18 protein-coding genes are annotated in these 16550 nt (G+C 67.3%); 2 read left to right on the top strand and 16 right to left on the bottom strand.

From position 1 onward, the window contains the following. Positions 1-49 precede the first annotated feature (49 nt). The 15 genes from pal to aspS all read right to left on the bottom strand — a co-directional run bounded on the left by pal (position 50) and on the right by aspS (position 13332). On the bottom strand, positions 50-568 hold the full coding sequence (gene pal / locus ACREPD_RS07845; RefSeq protein ID WP_431598784.1) for a peptidoglycan-associated lipoprotein Pal: 519 nt from the start codon (positions 566-568) through the stop codon (positions 50-52). Positions 569-631: 63 nt separating this feature from the next. Beyond that, complete coding sequence (tolB, locus tag ACREPD_RS07840; protein WP_431598783.1) at positions 632-1951, bottom strand: Tol-Pal system beta propeller repeat protein TolB; 1320 nt, start codon at positions 1949-1951, stop codon at positions 632-634. 143 nt (positions 1952-2094) lie between these two features. Beyond that, a complete protein-coding gene (gene tolA, locus ACREPD_RS07835) occupies positions 2095-3144 on the bottom strand; it encodes a cell envelope integrity protein TolA (protein WP_431598782.1) in 1050 nt (349 codons plus the stop codon). Then, positions 3134-3562 (bottom strand): protein TolR, encoded by a 429-nt coding sequence (gene tolR / locus ACREPD_RS07830; protein WP_421567590.1) that lies wholly within the window; start codon positions 3560-3562, stop codon positions 3134-3136. The genes tolA and tolR overlap by 11 nt, the downstream gene beginning before the upstream one ends. A 23-nt stretch (positions 3563-3585) precedes the next feature. After that, entirely contained in the window at positions 3586-4365 is a 780-nt protein-coding gene (gene tolQ / locus ACREPD_RS07825; protein ID WP_421567589.1) for a protein TolQ, read from the bottom strand. A 10-nt stretch (positions 4366-4375) separates the two neighbouring features. Continuing rightward, positions 4376-4807, bottom strand: a complete 432-nt coding sequence (ybgC, locus tag ACREPD_RS07820) for a tol-pal system-associated acyl-CoA thioesterase (protein ID WP_431598781.1) — start codon at positions 4805-4807, stop codon at positions 4376-4378. After that, entirely contained in the window at positions 4797-5837 is a 1041-nt protein-coding gene (ruvB, locus tag ACREPD_RS07815; RefSeq protein WP_421567587.1) for a Holliday junction branch migration DNA helicase RuvB, read from the bottom strand. The genes ybgC and ruvB overlap by 11 nt, the downstream gene beginning before the upstream one ends. A gap of 76 nt (positions 5838-5913) precedes the next feature. Then, entirely contained in the window at positions 5914-7833 is a 1920-nt protein-coding gene (locus ACREPD_RS07810; RefSeq protein WP_431598780.1) for a potassium transporter Kup, read from the bottom strand. A gap of 49 nt (positions 7834-7882) precedes the next feature. After that, a complete protein-coding gene (gene ruvA / locus ACREPD_RS07805) occupies positions 7883-8473 on the bottom strand; it encodes a Holliday junction branch migration protein RuvA (RefSeq protein ID WP_421567585.1) in 591 nt (196 codons plus the stop codon). 10 nt (positions 8474-8483) lie between these two features. Next, a complete protein-coding gene (ruvC, locus tag ACREPD_RS07800) occupies positions 8484-9005 on the bottom strand; it encodes a crossover junction endodeoxyribonuclease RuvC (RefSeq protein ID WP_421567584.1) in 522 nt (173 codons plus the stop codon). 102 nt (positions 9006-9107) lie between these two features. Beyond that, positions 9108-9839 (bottom strand): YebC/PmpR family DNA-binding transcriptional regulator, encoded by a 732-nt coding sequence (locus ACREPD_RS07795; protein ID WP_431598779.1) that lies wholly within the window; start codon positions 9837-9839, stop codon positions 9108-9110. 96 nt (positions 9840-9935) lie between these two features. After that, positions 9936-10568: an esterase/lipase family protein gene (locus ACREPD_RS07790; RefSeq protein WP_431598778.1), complete on the bottom strand. Its 633-nt coding sequence runs from the start codon at positions 10566-10568 to the stop codon at positions 9936-9938. An 86-nt stretch (positions 10569-10654) separates the two neighbouring features. Next, positions 10655-11176 (bottom strand): N-acetyltransferase family protein, encoded by a 522-nt coding sequence (locus tag ACREPD_RS07785; RefSeq protein WP_431598777.1) that lies wholly within the window; start codon positions 11174-11176, stop codon positions 10655-10657. A gap of 20 nt (positions 11177-11196) precedes the next feature. Next, a complete protein-coding gene (locus ACREPD_RS07780; protein WP_431598776.1) occupies positions 11197-11544 on the bottom strand; it encodes a DNA primase in 348 nt (115 codons plus the stop codon). 36 nt (positions 11545-11580) lie between these two features. Further along, entirely contained in the window at positions 11581-13332 is a 1752-nt protein-coding gene (gene aspS, locus ACREPD_RS07775) for an aspartate--tRNA ligase (protein ID WP_431598775.1), read from the bottom strand. A 411-nt stretch (positions 13333-13743) separates the two neighbouring features. Here aspS and ACREPD_RS07770 point away from each other — a divergent pair, with 411 nt between their 5' ends. Further along, positions 13744-14415, top strand: coding sequence for a DUF3011 domain-containing protein (locus ACREPD_RS07770; protein ID WP_431598802.1), 672 nt, complete (start codon positions 13744-13746; stop codon positions 14413-14415). Positions 14416-14440: 25 nt separating this feature from the next. Here the strand turns inward: ACREPD_RS07770 and ACREPD_RS07765 are convergent, their stop codons facing one another. Beyond that, positions 14441-15079 (bottom strand): hypothetical protein, encoded by a 639-nt coding sequence (locus tag ACREPD_RS07765; RefSeq protein ID WP_431598774.1) that lies wholly within the window; start codon positions 15077-15079, stop codon positions 14441-14443. Positions 15080-15248: 169 nt separating this feature from the next. Here ACREPD_RS07765 and ACREPD_RS07760 point away from each other — a divergent pair, with 169 nt between their 5' ends. Next, positions 15249-16520: an MFS transporter gene (locus tag ACREPD_RS07760; protein ID WP_431598773.1), complete on the top strand. Its 1272-nt coding sequence runs from the start codon at positions 15249-15251 to the stop codon at positions 16518-16520. The last annotated feature ends 30 nt before the right edge of the window (positions 16521-16550 follow it).

Raw genomic sequence — 16550 nt, 5'->3', positions numbered from 1 at the left:
GGGCGGCCGCAACGACCAGCATCAGGGATTTGATGCCAATGCGCATGGATTACTGCGCGGTGTAGACGATTTCGACGCGACGGTTCTGCGACCAGCAACCTTCGTTCGACTCGGTGCAGACCGGACGCTCTTCACCGTAGGACACGACGGTCAGCTGCGAAGCCGAGCCACCGTTGGCCTGCAGAGCCGAGGACACGCCATTGCCACGACGCTCGCCCAGGGCCTGGTTGTAAGCGCGCGAACCGCGCTCATCGGCGTGGCCCTGCAGGGTGATGCGGGCCGACGGGCGGTCACGCAGGTACTTGGCGTGGCAAGCCATCACTTCCTGGAATTCCGGACGCAGGGTGTCCTGGTCCAGGTCGAACAGAACCACGCGCTGACGCAGGCAGGCGTTGGTGTCCAGGTCGCCCGGGCCGAACAGGCCGGAGGTCGACGGGCCGGTCGGCTGGGTGGTGCCGGTGCCGGAATCAACCGGAGCAGCCGGAACTTCCTTCACCTTCTTGGAGCAACCGGCCAGGACGGCCACGGACAACAGGGAGACAAGCAAAACGCGGGAGGTCTTGTTCATGGGGTACCTTGAGGCTCCTAAAGCCGGATGTGGGATGAATACGGCGGAAATCTTAACACTCTGTTAGCGCTTTGTACGGTATGGCGACCAAGAAGGTTCGCGAACATCACCGTCGGCCAGCACCAGCCGCTGGCGCACGCGCCCATCAGCCGATACGGCATACAGCACGCCACGCCCACCCTCGCGGGCGGCGTACAACAACATGCCGGCGTTGGGTGCAAAACTGGGCGACTCATCCAGCGAACCCGGCGACAGCGTGCTCCAGCGCGGAGAACCCAGGCTGCTGTCCATCAACGCGATCTTGTAGGTGTTGCCGCTGCCCTGGGCGACGGCCAGCTTCTTGCCGTCGTAGGACAGGCTCGGCGTGGCGTTGTAGTTGCCCTGGAAGGTCACGCGCGAGGCGCTGCCGCCGCTGGCCGGGACCTGGTAGATCTGCGGGCGGCCGCCACGGTCGGAGGTGAAGTAGACGCTGGAACCGTCTGCGCTCCAGGTCGGCTCGGTGTCGATGGCGAAGTGGTTGGTCAGCTGGGTCAACTGCTTGCTGCCCAGGTCCATCACGTAGATTTCCGGGTTGCCGCTGCGCGACAGCGACAGGGCCAGGCGGCGGCCGTCCGGGGAGAACGACGGGGCGCTGTTGATGCCGCGGAAGCTGGTCACCAGCTCACGGGCGCCGGTGGAGATGTTCTGGATGTAGATCGCCGAATTGCCACGCTCGAAGCTGACATAGGCCAGGCGGGTGCCATCCGGGCTCCACGACGGCGACAGCAGCGGCTCGGCCGAACGCACGATGACCTGCGGGTTGAAGCCATCCGAGTCGGCCACCATCAGCGCATAGCGCATGGCGTCGCCCTTGCCGCTGGCGGTCACGTAGGCGATGCGGGTCCAGAAGGCGCCGCGGACACCGGTGATCTTCTCGTAGATGGCGTCGGCCATCTGGTGGGCCACGTCGCGCATGGCGGTGCCACGGGCGGTCATGGCCAGGCCGAGCAGACGCTCGCCCTTGGGCACGTCGTACAGCTCGTACTCGACGCGGTAGGCGCCGGCACCGGCGTCCATGACCCGGCCCACCACGATGTAGTTCTGCTTCAGCGCACGCCAGGTGGGGAACTGGATCTCGCTGCCACGGGTGGGCTTTTCGATGATCTGCGCTTCGGGGAGCGTGCTGAACTGGCCGGAACGGTCCAGATCAGCCCGGATCACCGCGGCGACATCGGTCGTCGGGGCGGCGGCCGAGCCCTGGTAGGGCATGGGCACCACAACGACCGGCGTTGCGGACACGCGGCCGCCAACGATGTCGATTTCGAGGCCCTTCTGCTGCGACATGGCAACAAACGGGAGCAACAGGGCCGCGCACGCGACCAGTAAACGAGACATCATCTTCATGGAGTGCTCAGTCGGGAACCACAACGAGGGATAACAGAACGGAGTTGAACCGTTTCGCAATCATGAACCAAGCGCACGTGAAATCCGAGTGTCGAACCGGGACACTCTCACGCCGCGTTAACCCTGTGACCGCCCCTTGCCGACTATTCCGGGCGGAAATTGAGGGTCAGTTCACGCGCAAATACGCTTTCAAACCCGCGGTACGGCAGCGGCTGGGCGTTCAGCACCGCGGCCTCCAACGAGCGCTTGGCGGCATCGTCGTAAGGGCACGAGGCGGAGACGCTGGCAGACAGTACCCGCCCACCCGGCAGCTGCACGATGGCGATGCGGCAGTTCTGACCAGACGGAACGTTCGGCGGGCGGATCCAGGTATCGGTCACCTTGGCCTGGATGGCCGCAGCGTACTTGGCGCGCAGGTCATCGCTGGTACCGCCGCCACCGGCAGCCGGCTGCGCCGCCCCGGCAGAGCCAGCGGTGGACTGGCCTGCGGCCGCCCGCGCGGCGGTCACCTCGCGGAGCTTCGCCTCGGCGCGCTTGATTTCACTTTCCTGCTGGGCCCGCTTGGCGCGGATCTCGGCCAGCTTTTTCGCGGTCTCCGCCGCCTTGGCGTCGTTGGCCTTCTGTTCCTGCTCGGCCAGCTTCTTCTGGTCGGCCTCTTCCTGCTGTTTGGCCAGGCGCAGCTTCTGCTCGGCCTCTTCCACGCGCTTGCGCTCGGTCAGGTCGATCTGCTCCTGGCGGCGCTTGGCTTCCTGTTCCTGCTTGGCCTTCTCGGCCGAGATCGACATCGCGTTGACCGCGGCCTGGTCGACCGTGTCGGGCTGGGCGATGCGTTCCTGGGCGTTCTGCTGCTGCGGGGTCGGCGCATCCTGCGGGCGCGGCTCGGGCAGCGGCTGCGGCGGGGGCACGGTGTCTTCTTCGACCGGGGTCGGCTCGGCCACCGGCTCGGGCAGGTCGGGCAGTTTTTCCGAGGCGCGCAGGGCCTGACGTGCGGCGGCGGCCTCGGAGGCCGACAGCTGCAGGCTGGCTTCAATGGCCGGATCGCCGGCGGCGGCCTCGGTGCTGCGCTGCGGGGACCACAGCCAGGCGGCGATGAACACCAGCGCGAGCAGGATGTGGACCAGGATCGCCAGGGCGACCGGCAGTCCCCACCCGCCTTCCGGCTGGCGCTGCGGTGGCAGGGCTTCAGCGTGCATCGGTCGCCAGACCCACCTTTTCAACGTTGGCGCGCTTGATCACATCCATGGCGGCGACCACTTTTTCGTAGGCCACGGCCTTGTCGGCGGCCACGATCACGCGCAGGTTCTTGTCCTGCGCGGCGAGCGCGCCGAGCTGCGCCTGCAGCTGGGCGGCGTCCATGGGCGCCGGCTCCTTGGCTTCGGGCAGCTTCAGGCTGAGCTGGCCGTCCAGGCGCACCGAGACGATCACCGGGTCCTGCTTGCTCTCCAGGGCCTTGGCCTGCGAACTGGGCAGGTCCACCTCGAAGCTCAGCGTCAGCAGCGGCGCGGTGACCATGAAGATGATCAGCAACACCAGCATGACGTCGATGTACGGCACGACGTTGATTTCAGATTTGAGCTTGCGGCGCTTGCGGCGGCCGATGGCAGCGGTCATGGCAGGATCCTTGTGCTCGGCGCTTATTCGTCGCCTGCGGACTGGCGCTGCAGGATCGAGCTGAACTCTTCGGCGAAGGTCTCGAAGCGGACCGACAGGCGCTCGACGCGGGTGGTGAAGCGGTTGTAGGCCCACACCGCCGGGATGGCCACGAACAGGCCGATGGCGGTGGCGAACAGCGCTTCGGAGATGCCCGGCGCAACCGAGGCGATACCGGCCTGCTCACCGCTGTTGATCATGTCGTGCATGGTCACCATGATGCCGAACACGGTGCCGACCAGGCCCACGTAGGGTGCGGTCGAGCCGATGTTGGCCAGCAGCTCCAGGCTGCGCTCCATCTGGTCCACTTCACGGGTGTAGGTCGTGCGCATGGCGCGCTGGGCGCCTTCGAGCTGCGCACGACTGTCCAGGCGGCGCTTGTCGCGCAGGCGGGTGAACTCGCGGAAGCCGGCCTCGAAGATCGCCTCCAGCCCGCCCACCTTGCGGTTGCGGTCGGTGGCGGCGCTGTACAGCTTGCCCAGGTCCGCGCCGGACCAGAAACGGCTTTCGAACTCGTCGGCCTCGCGGTTGGCCACGTTGAACACGCGCGCCTTGCGGAAGATGATCACCCAGCTGATGAACGAACCGGCCAGCAGCAGCAGCACGATGAGCTTCACCGGCAGGCTGGCCTTGATCATCAGGTCCAGGTAGTTGATGCCACCGCCATGCGCGGCTTGGGCGACCGTCTGCGCCGCGGCGCTGGTGACTTCCTGCGGCAGCGCCTCGGTCACCGTGGCCTGCAGGGCCAGGAGCATTGCGATCATCCGTTGTTCCTCAGTGTGCGGATACTAGAAATTCGTGGGTTTTCAACACGGCATGGAGATCATCGTCCATGCCGCGCGGTTTGAATGTGGAAGCGTCCAATGCCGCGATCTTCACCTGCGCGGTCAGCAGCGTTTCATCGCCGCGACACACCGCCTGTTCGAACACCATGCTGGCACGCTTGCACTGCACCAGCCGGGCGCTCACCTCCAGCGCATCGTCCAGCCGCGCCGGCTTGAGGAACTCCATGGTCATCGAGCGCACTGCAAACACCAGCCCATGCTCGATGCGCGTGCGTTCCTGGCCGAAGCCCAACGCCCGCATCCATTCGGTGCGCGCCCGTTCCATGAAGGCCACGTAGCGGGCGTGGTAGACCACCCCGCCAGCGTCGGTATCTTCCCAATATATGCGTGTCGGCCAACTGAACCGGGGATCAATCACCATTGATCGACTCCGCGAACAGGTCGGCCGGCGGGTTCTTCGGCTTCAGTCCCAGGTGGCGGTACGCCTTCTGCGTGGCCATGCGGCCGCGCGCGGTACGCACCAGGAAGCCCTGCTGGATCAGGTAGGGCTCGACCACGTCCTCGAGCGTGCCCCGCTCCTCGGACAGGGCCGCCGCCATCGATTCCACACCTACCGGGCCGCCGTCGAAGAAATCGATCAGGGTCCGGAGCATGCGCCGGTCGAGGTCGTCGAAGCCTTCCGGGTCGACCTTCAGCATCTGCATGGCGGCCTGCGCCACGTCCTGGTCGATATGGCCGGCGGCCTTGACCTGGGCGAAGTCGCGGACCCGGCGCAGCAGCCGGTTGGCGATACGCGGGGTGCCGCGCGAGCGCCGCGCGATTTCCGCCGCGCCTTCGGCGGTGCAGTCGATGCCGAGGATCGCCGCCGAGCGCCGGACGATCTTCGTCAGCTCCTCGGGGGTGTAGAACTCCAGCCGGTGCACGATGCCGAAGCGGTCGCGCAACGGCGCGGTCAGCAGGCCGGCCCGGGTGGTGGCGCCAATCAGGGTGAACGGCGGCAGGTCGATCTTGATCGAGCGGGCCGCAGGGCCCTCGCCGATCATGATGTCGATCTGGAAGTCTTCCATCGCCGGGTACAGCACTTCCTCGACCACGGGCGAGAGGCGGTGGATTTCGTCGATGAACAGCACATCATGCGGCTGCAGGTTGGTGAGCAGCGCGGCCAGGTCGCCGGCCTTCTCGATCACCGGCCCGGAGGTCACCCGCAGCGCCACGCCCAGCTCGTTGGCAATCACATGGCTCAGCGTGGTCTTGCCCAGGCCGGGCGGCCCGAAGATCAGCACATGGTCCAGCGCATCGCCACGGGCCTTGGCCGCTTCGATGTAGATCGACAGCTGCTCGCGCACCGGCGCCTGACCGAGGTAATCGGCCATGCGCTTGGGGCGGATGCTGGCGTCGGTGGTGTCATCCTCGCGGGTGGCACCAGCGCCGATGATGCGGTCGTCAGTCATCCCGCGATTATGCGGCAATCCGGGACGATTCGGGGCGTACGGAGGGCCGGCCAACGGCCGGCGCTACCGGATCGCATCAGATCTCTACCTGGGCACCGAGCTCAACGAGGCGATTGCCCGGAATCCGGAAGAACCCCGTCGCCGGCGCCGCGTTCCGATGCATCAGCGCGAACAGCTTGTCGCGCCAGATCGGCATGCCGCGGTTGGCGGTGGCCACGATGGTCTCGCGGCTGGCGAAGAACGTGGTGTCCATCGGGTCGAAGTAGATGCCGCCGTGGTCGCACGAGCGCATCAGCGCCAGCGGCACGTCCGGGGTCTCCATGAACCCGAAGCGGACGAACACGCGGTAGAACTCGTCGCCCACCGACTCGATCTTCAGGCGCTGGCCCTCCATCGCGTACGGAATGGGCAGCGTTTCCACGTGCAGGAACACGTTGCGCTCGTGCAGCACCTTGTTGTGCTTGAGGTTGTGCATCAGCGCATGCGGGGCCACCGATGGGTCGGCGGTGAGGAACACCGCGGTGCCCGGCACGCGCACCGGCGGCGCCAGCATCAGCCCGGGCAGGAAGGTATCCAGGCGGATGCCGTCCTTGCGGATCTCATCGCGCAGCAGCTCGCGGCCACGCCGCCAGGTGCGCATCATGGTGAACAGCACGATGCCCAGCACCACCGGGAACCACGCACCCTGCAGCAGCTTGGCGCCGTTGGCGATGACGAAGCCCAGGTCGATGACGAAGAACACCACGCACAGCGGAATGATCCAGTAGCGCGAGGTCGGCCACAGCGCGCGGGCCACCAGCGCCAGCAGCAGGGTGTCGATCAGCATGGTGGCCGACACCGAGATGCCGTACGCCACGGCCAGGTTGGAGGAACTGCGGAACGCCAGCACCAGCCCGATCACCATCACCGCGATGCCCCAGTTGATGCCGGGGATGTAGATCTGCCCGATGGTGTCGTGCGAGGTATGGGTGATGCGCATGCGCGGGATGTAGCCCAGCTGCATGGCCTGGCGCGAGACCGAGAACGCGCCGGTGATGACCGACTGCGAGGCGATCACCGCCGCCATGGTGGCCAGGATGATCATCGGGTACAGCGCCCACTCCGGCACGGCTTCGAAGAAGGGGTTCTTCACCGCCTCGGGGTTGTTGAGCACCAGCGCGCCCTGCCCCAGGTAGTTCAGCACCAGGCACGGCAGCACGAAGAAGTACCAGGCATGGCGGATCGGCTTGGCCCCGAAGTGGCCCATGTCGGCGTACAGCGCCTCGCCACCGGTCACCGCCAGCACCACCGCGCCGAGGATGAAGATGCCGTGCCAGCCGTGCTCCATGAAGAAGCGCAGCGCCCACATCGGGTTGAAGGCCTTGAGCACTTCAGGCGAATCGACGATGTTCCAGATGCCGATCGCGGCCAGCGAAATGAACCAGATCGAGGTGATCGGCCCGAACAGCTTGCCGATCTTCTCGGTGCCGAAGCGCTGCACCGCGAACACGGCCAGCAGCACCACCACGGTGATCGGCACGATGAAGGCATGCAGCCCGGGCGCGGCCACCTCGAGGCCTTCGACCGCGCCCAGCACGGAGATGGCCGGGGTGATGACGCCGTCGCCGAAGAACAGCGAGGCGCCGAAGATGCCGAGGATGCCCACCACGTAGGCCGAGCGTGAGCCGTGCCGCAGCGTGCGCTGGGTCAACGCCATCAGCGCCATGATGCCGCCCTCGCCGTCGTTGTCGGCGCGCATGATGATGGTGACGTACTTCAGCGTCACCACGATGTTCAGCGCCCAGAACGCCAGCGACAACACGCCCAGCACCGTGTCGTGGTCGCTGTTGAGGCCGTAATGCGGCGAAAATGCTTCCTTCAGCGTGTACAGCGGGCTGGTGCCGATGTCGCCGAACACCACGCCGATGGCGCCGACGATCAGCGCCAGGCCGCTGGCTGCCGGCGCATGGCCGTGCCCGTGGTGGCCGCTGTCGTGCTGGGTGGATGAGGTGGACATGGAACTCCGGAAAGGCGTCGGTCGGAAAGGGAAAGGGCCGGCGCGCGGGTCAGCGCAGCGCGGCCTGCAGGGCCTTGCGGATCACGGTGGCAACATCGTCGCCCTCGGCGTTGGCATCGCGCGCCATGCGCGCCGCCTCGACCGGCTTGTAACCCAGCTGCTGCAGGGCCACGGTCGCCTCGGAGACCGGGTCGGTGGCTGGTGCAGCGCCGGCGATAGGCGCGCCGCCGCCACCGAAGTTGGCCGCGCGGTCGCGCAGTTCCAGCACCATGCGCTCGGCGGTCTTCTTGCCGATGCCCGGGATGCGGGTCAACGCGGTGATGTCACCGGCCTGCAGCATCCGCGCGAACTCGTCCACGCTCACGCCCGACAGCACCGCCAGCGCGATCTTGGCGCCGATACCGCTCACCTTCTGCACGTCGCGGAACAGCCGGCGCTCGCCCTCGCGCAGGAAGCCGTACAGCGAAACGCTGTCTTCCTTCTGCGCGTAGTGGGTGAACAGGGTGACCTCGCGGCCCAGCTCGGGCAGGTCGTAGAAGGTGCTCATCGGCGCCTCCAGTTCGTAACCGACGCCATTGACGTCGATCAGCAGCCACGGCGGCGCCTTGTACGCCAGGATCCCGCGCAGACGACCAATCATGCAGATGTCCTCATTTCCGGCCCCACGCCTGGCGGGTGTTGACACCCAGGCGCTGCGCCGTCGCCCGTACATGGGCGTGGGTGATGGCCACGGCCAACGCATCGGCGGCGTCGGCCTGCAGCTTGGTTTTCAGGTTGAGCATAAGCCCGACCATGTGTTGGACCTGTTGCTTTTCCGCGCCGCCACGGCCGACCACGGCCAGCTTGATTTCACTGGCCGCGTACTCGTGCACCGGCAGGTCGCGCATGACCACCGCCGAGATGGCCGCGCCGCGCGCCTGGCCCAGCTTCAAGGCCGAATCGGGGTTGCGCGCCATGAACACCTTCTCGATGGCCACTTCATGCGGGCGGTATTCCTCCACTAGCGCGTTGAGGCCCAGCACCAGCACCTTCATGCGCTGCGGGAAGTCTTCGGCGCCCAGCAGCACCAGCGGCAGGTGGTGCACGTGCAGCACCTTGCCGGTGGGGTCGACGTCAATGATGCCCACCCCGGTGCGCTGGGAACCGGGGTCGATGCCGAGAATGCGGATCATGCGGCAGGCCGGCGGCGGAAACGATGGCAGGGAACGTCAGGAGTCATCATGGTCCGCATTGTCCGCCCCCGCGTCGCACTTGGCGAGACGGGGGCGAAACGGTCAGGCGTAGGCGTCCGCGCCGAGGTCGGCGTTGGAGAACACGTCCTGCACGTCGTCCAGGTCTTCCAGCATGTCCAGCAGCTTCTTGACCTGCAGGGCGGTGTCGCCCTCGACCTTGATGTCGTTGTCCGCGCGGAAGGTGAGCTCGGCGTGGTCGGGCTTCAGCCCGGCTGCTTCCAGCCCGTCCTTGACCGCGTGGTAGCTGTCGGCGGCGGTGAGCACGTCGATGGCGCCGTCTTCGGGATAGACCACGATATCGTCCGCGCCGGCCTCGATGGCAGCCTCGGTGATGGTCTCCTCATTGGCGCCGGCGCCGAAGTGCAGCACGCCCACGCGCTTGAACATGAAGGACACCGAGCCTTCGGTGCCCATGTTGCCGCCGCACTTGCTGAACGCATGGCGGACATCGGCCACGGTGCGCACGCGGTTGTCGGTCAGGCAGTCCACGATCACGGCCACGCCACCGGGGGCATAGCCCTCGTAGCGGATCTCTTCGTATTCAACGCCTTCCAGCTCGCCGGTGGCCTTCTTGATGGCGCGCTCGATCACGTCCTTGGACATGTTCGAGGCCAGGCCCTTGTCCATGGCAACCCGCAGGCGCGGGTTGTTGTTGGGGTCGCCTCCACCGCCGCGCGCGGCAACGCCGATCTCACGGATGATCTTGGTGAAAATCTTGCCGCGCTTCGCGTCAGACGCGTTTTTGCGGTTTTCGATGGAAGGGCCTCTACCCATGGGTGTTTCCGTGCTTGCGTCAGGAACAGGGCGCGGATTCTACCTGATCGGCCGGTGCGTACGTGTTAGATCCTGCCGCCGCAGGGTGTCGCACCCTCAGGCGGCGTGGGCGGCGCGGTCGTGGCGGAAGCAGCCATCGCGCAGGAAAGCGGCGGTCTGGCGCGCCGCATCCGGGGAAAACACCAGCCCGCTGTGGCTGGCCGGGACCACGCAATGGTCGGCCAGGCCCGGCAGGCGGGTCTCGTCCAGCCCCACAGTGCCGTCGGAAGACTCGCCCAAGGCGCCCAGCAGGCTGCCCAGCCCATGCGGCACCGAGCCGGCCACCAGGCCGACCCGCGCCCTGCCCTCCCAGGCCGGCAGGCCGTCCAGCAGCATGCCGCTGCTGCGGCCCAGGGCCAGCGCCCAGCCATGGTCGGCCAGCGAACGCGCGGTGCTGCTGCCGCGCAGCGGCGAGCCCAGGCAGACCACCCGCGAGACCGGCAGGTCCGGCTGGCGGCGCAGGGCCTCCAGCGCCACCAGCCCGCCCAGGCTGTGCCCGACCAGCGACACCGGGCCGCTGCCCTGCAGGCGCTCGAGCAGCTGCGGGACGGCGACATCGGGACCGCCGAAGACGCTGGAGTAGCCGAAGGTGTCCACGCTGAAGCCGCGCGCGCGCAGGCGCCAGGCCAACGGGCCGACCCAGGCGCGGGCATTCCAGATGCCGTGCAGCAGTAAAACGGGGGGATTCATGTGCGCAGCCTAACGGTTGTTTCAGGAGCCAACGGCTGCATTAGACAAATGGACGCGGGAACGACGGGTGAAGCCGCCCAACGCGTTCAGGCAGCGGTCGGCGGGCGACGCAGGATGAATTCGAAGTCGTTGATCTGGCCGACCGGGAACAGGTACTCGCCGGCCCGCTGGAAGCCATAGCGGGCATAGAAGCGCTGCGCGCCGAAGTTCTCCGACCACACGCCCAGCCACAGCGTGCGCGGGCCCTCGCGTTCCAGCCAGGTCAGGGCGGTTTCCAGCAGGCGACTGCCCCAGCCGCAGCTCTGCTGGTCCTTGATCAGGTACAGCCGCTTGAGCTCGCCGTCACCGGGCTGCACGTCCGGGTGCGGCAGGCCGCAGGGGCCGGCGGCGGCGTGGCCCACGGCCACCCCGTCCAGCTCCAGCAGCCACACCGCATAGTCCGGGTGGGACAGGATCACGCGCTGGCGTTCCACCGCATAGGACTCGTCGAGGAAGTCCTGCAGGTCCTGCGGCGGGTACAGATGGCCGAAGGTTTCCACGAAGGTACGGGCGGCCAGCACCGACAGGGTCGGTGCGTCCTCGGGGCCGGCGCGGCGGATGGTGTACATGGACGGGTCCGGAGCAGGCCTCAGGCCTGCGTCCCCTTGGCGGCGTCTTCCTCTTCGCCGTCCTCGTCTTCCTCGTCCTCGTACTCCTCCTCGTCTTCTTCCTCTTCCTCGCCCTCTTCGCCTTCTTCGTACTCTTCGTCTTCCTCGTCGCCTTCCTCTTCGTCGTCCTCGTAATCCTCGACGCCGAAGTCCTCACCGTCCCAGCGGCCCTCGCCATCGGCGACGAAGGTCAGTGCCATCGCGGCCGGGTTGGTACCCACGCGGACCAGCCAGCCACCGAACACGCGGGCGCGCTCGGTCACCAGGTTGGCATCGGCACCTACGTTGCCCAGCTTTTCCCATTCCACTGCGAATGCAAACTCGGTCACTGCTGGATCTCCTGGACGATGTGGGGGGTTAAAAGATTATTGTTTTTTCGGGCGGACCTGGATGTGCACTTCGGCCAGCTGCTCGTCCGGGATCGGCGACGGGGCGCCGGTCATCAGGCACTGCGCGCCGGTGGTCTTCGGGAACGGGATGACGTCGCGGATCGACTCGGTACCGGCCATCAGCGCGGCGATACGGTCGATGCCGAAGGCGATGCCACCGTGCGGCGGCGCGCCGAAGCGCAGCGCGTCGAGCAGGAAGCCGAACTTGGCTTCGGCCTCTTCGGCGCCGATACCGAGCAGTTCGAACACCGTGCTCTGCATGTCCGACCGGTGGATACGGATGGAGCCGCCGCCGATCTCGTTGCCGTTGAGCACCATGTCGTAGCCGCGCGACACGGCGGTCTTGGCATTGGCGCGCAGGTCGGCGATGTCATCCACCGCCGGTGCGGTGAAGGGGTGATGCAGGGCGACGTAGCGCTGCGCTTCGTCGTCGTACTCGAACATCGGGAAGTCGGTGACCCACAGCGGCGCCCAACCGGCGGCGACCAGGTTGAAGTCCTTGCCGGCCTTCAGGCGCAGGGCGCCCATGAAGTCGGAGACCTTGTTGTAAGCACCGGCGCCGAAGAACACGATGTCGCCGTTGCCGGCACCGACCTGCGCGACCAGCGCGGCGAACGCGTCTTCGCTGAAGAACTTGGCGATCGGCGAGCTGACCTCGCCGTTGTCGGCGATCTTGATGTAGGCCAGGCCCTTGGCGCCGTACTTGGCGGCATGCGCGGCGTATTCGTCGATCTGCTTGCGCGACAGGCTGGCACCGCCGGGAATGCGCAGTGCGGCCACGCGGCCGTCTGCATCGCTGGCGGCGGCGGTGAACACGGGGAACTCACTGGTCTTGACCAGCTCGGCCACGTCCACCAGCTCCAGCGCGATGCGCAGGTCCGGCTTGTCCGAGCCATAGCGACGCATCGCCTCGGCCCAGGTCATGCGCGGGAAGCTGGCGGCCAGTTCCACGTCGACCACTTCCTTGAAGATGGCGCGGATCATGCCTTCCACGTAGTCCTGCACGTCGCGCTCGCGCACGAAGGCGAACTCCATGTCCAGCTGGGTGAACTCCAGCTGGCGGTCGGCACGCAGGGCCTCGTCGCGGAAGCAGCGCGCGATCTGGTAGTAGCGGTCAAAGCCGGCCACCATCAGGATCTGCTTGAACAGCTGCGGCGACTGCGGCAGCGCGTAGAACTCACCCGGGTGCATGCGCGCCGGCACCAGGAAGTCGCGGGCGCCTTCCGGGGTGGCCTTGGTCAGGATCGGGGTTTCGATGTCCTGGAAGCCGTCGCCATCGAGGTGGCGGCGCAGCGCCTGCACCAGCTTGATGCGGGTGCGCTGCATGCGCTGCATTTCCGGGCGGCGCAGGTCCAGGTAGCGGTACTTGAGGCGGGTTTCCTCGCCCGGGTTCTCGTGGGCGTGGAACGGCAGGGGCTCGGCCTTGTTGAGGATGGTGATGCGGGTGGCCACGATCTCGACCTGGCCGGTACGGATCTTGTCGTTCACCGCATGACGCTTGCGCACCACGCCTTCGACCTGCAGCACGTCCTCGTAGCCCAGGCTGGCGGCGACCTTGAACACCTCGGCGTTCTCCGGCTCCACGGTCACCTGCACGATGCCTTCATGATCGCGCAGATCGATGAAGCACACGCCGCCCAGATTGCGGGCTACGTCGGTCCAGCCGGCGAGGGTGACAGTCTGGCCAATCAGGGTCTCGTCGACCAGGCCACAGAAGTGGGTACGCATGGGGGAAACGCTCCGCAGAAGATTGCCGGCGCCAGGCAGCACCGGTCAGCCCGTTATTCTGCGGCCGGCGACCCGTTCGGGCAAATCCGGATGGTCACACGGGCTTGATGCGGCCCGGACCTATAGTCCGCGCACCAACGTGCGCAAGGGGAAGTTGCCATGAACCGCCGCCTGACCATTGCCTGTCTCACCGCCGTACTGGCCTGTACCGCCCCGGCCCTGCATGCCCAGATGGGCACCCGCGCCTACGCCCCGGAGAACCTGTCGCAGCTGTCCGCCAACGACAGGGCCCGGGTGATTTCCGAGGAATACGCCGACCAGTCCAACGGGCGCCGCATCCCGGACGACCAGCTGCGCTTCTACCTGGCCCAGGTCAACTCCGGCTGGGGCTTCTCGCGCATCAAGCAGGACATTGCCACCTCCCTGGGGGGTTCCGGTGGGGGCTGGAACGGGGGTGGCGGCAATAATGGCACCGTGCGCTGCGAGAGCCAGGACAACCGCCAGCGGGTCTGCACCACCGGCTGGCGCAGCGCCCAGCTGTCCCGGCAGATCTCCGGCACCCGCTGCGTGGAGGGTAGCAACTGGGGCTCGCGCAATGGCCAGGTCTGGGTCAGTGGCGGCTGCCGGGCCGAATTCGTCGAAGGACGGGGCGGTGGCAGCGGCCCGGGCGGCAGCGGCAGAACGATCCGCTGCGAGAGCCAGGACAACCGCGAGCGCACCTGCTCCACCGGCTGGCGCAATGCGACCCTTGTCCGGCAGATCTCCGGCACCGCCTGCGTGGAGGGCCAGACCTGGGGCGTGCGCAATGGCGCGATCTGGGTCAACCGCGGCTGCCGCGGTGAATTCGCCGAGTCCCGGGGCAACTGGGGCGGCGGTCCTGGCGGCGGCAACAGCAATTACAGCGTGACCTGCAGCAGCAATGACAACCGCCAGCAGACCTGCGCCTGGGATTCACGCCAGGGCCGGCCGGTGCTGGTCCAGCAGCTGTCGGGCACCGCCTGCGTGGAAGGCCGCAGCTGGGGCTACCGCAACGGCACCCTGTGGGTCAGCGGCGGCTGCCGGGCACGATTCGGCGCGCGTTGAGGCGACAGCCACCCACGGGGTGGCTCTACGGCGCCGGCGGGGCCTCCGCGCCCCACGGCGCGGGCGGCAACGCCACCGGCTTGCTCAGGTCGAACACCACCTGGAACCTGCGGCCGTCCGGGCGGGTGAGTTCGTAGACGAAGCGCTCGTCGGGATCGACCTCCATCGCCCAGGTGTTGCGCACCGAGACATCCATTCCGGCTTTGCGGAACATCGCCACCGAGTCGGCATCGGCCGGGAACGACTGCCGCTGGGCGGTCCCCGGCGGCGTGCTGTCGCCGCCGTACATCGTCACCGCATCGGGGCTGCCATCTGCATGGCGGTGGTCGTGCTTCAGGCGCAGCCCGGTGTCGGTGCGGCTCAACACCCAGGTGCGCGAATGATCGTCGCCCACGTGGAACGGAATGCGCACCGTATGCGAAGCGTCATCGCATCCACGCACATGCATCACCAACCGCTTGCCATCGAACGGATCGGCCGCATCGGTGCGCGGCTCATTGACCGCGATGCGGCCCTCGAACGCCTTGCCGCAATGCGCGGCCACCGCCGCGAGGAATGCATCGGCCGGGGCCGTCGCGACATCATGCGCGACGGTGTCGCGCTGGCCGCTGCACGCAGCAAGGAATACAGCAGCCGTGAGCGGCAGGATCTTGAATACAGTCATGCGGCCACCCTAGCCCGCATGCACGTGCAGCGCAAATTCGCGTCTGCTGTGCGACGAAGCGTATGACGCAGACAGCCGGGCAAAGCCAAGCGTTACCACACGGGGTTTATTGCGACTGTGTTAGGGTCGTTGTCGTGACCGGTTCGCCTTCCCCACGAAGGTCGCACGCGTGTTGCGGCTGACCGCCCTGCTCACAGGCGTAGCGCTGCTGTTAACAGGCAGCGGGCTTCTGGGCACCCTGCTGGCGGTGAGCGGCGGTGAAGCCGGCTTTGGTGCCGGCACGTTGGGCCTGGTGATGTCCGGCTATTTTGCCGGGTTCTTCATGGGCACCTTCTTCGCTCCGTCGCTGATCGGCCGCATCGGGCATATCCGTGCGTTCGCCTTCTTTGCCGCCCTCGCCGCCATTGCGGTGCTGCTGCATCCGCTGTGGCTCAACGCCTGGCTGTGGGGGCTGCTGCGCATCGTCACCGGCATCGCGCTGGTCGGCCTGTACACGGTGATCGAAAGCTGGCTCAACGCCGAGCCGGATCCGCGTCAGCGCAGCCGCGCATTCTCGCTGTACATGGTGGTGAACCTGTCGGCGCTGGCACTGGGCCAGATCCTGCTGATGGTGAGCAATGCGCCGGCCATGTCGATGTTCATGCTCATCGCCATGCTGGTCTGCGCGGCGGTGCTGCCGATTACCGCCACCCGGCTGACGCCGCCGGAAGTGCCCTCGGTGCCGCGCCTGAAACTCGCGCGTCTGTATGCCATGGCGCCGGTGGCCACGGTTGCCGCTGGCCTGTCCGGGCTGGCGATGGGCGCGTTCTGGGGCCTGCTGCCGGTGTATGCCGGCGAAGTCGGGCTGAACGACGACGGCGTGGCCCGCTTCATGCTCACCGCCATTGCCGGCGGCGCGCTGCTGCAGTGGCCGCTGGGGCATATCAGCGATGGCCATGACCGCCGCATCGGGCTGGTGGCGCTGTGCCTGGCCGCTGCCGGCATCGCAGTGGTCGCCGCGTTGCCGATGATCCAGCTGCAGACCCACCTGCTGTTCGGGCTGTTCTTCTTCTACGGCGGCCTGGCTTTCGCGCTGTACCCGTTCGCGGTGGCGCACATGCTCGATTACCTGCCGCGCCAGGATCTGCTCTCCGGCTGCTCCAGCCTGCTGCTGGTGCATGGCGTGGGCGCGGCGATTGGCCCGGCGCTGGCCGGCGCGGCCATGCAGCAGTTCGGCCCGGCCGCCCTGCCCTTGTACTTCGCCGCCGTGCTGGGCGTGCTTGCGCTGTTCACCACCGCGCGCCTGCTCAGCTTCGCGCGCCTGCGCACGCACCCGGCGGTGTTCCGGCTGATGCTGCGCACGACGCCGGCGGCGCTGGAGTTGATGCCGGAAACCGATTCTGTCGCGCCACCCGACACCCCCCATCCCTCACCCAACGACTCCGATAAGGAAGTGCATTGACTGTTTCGACACCCACCACGCCCACCTCAC

The sequence above is a fragment of the Stenotrophomonas sp. genome, from assembly GCF_050737075.1.
Taxonomy (GTDB): Bacteria; Pseudomonadota; Gammaproteobacteria; order Xanthomonadales; family Xanthomonadaceae; genus Stenotrophomonas.
The sequence above is the reverse complement of the archived record's forward strand: the minus strand, read 5'-3'. Positions and strand labels throughout refer to the sequence as shown.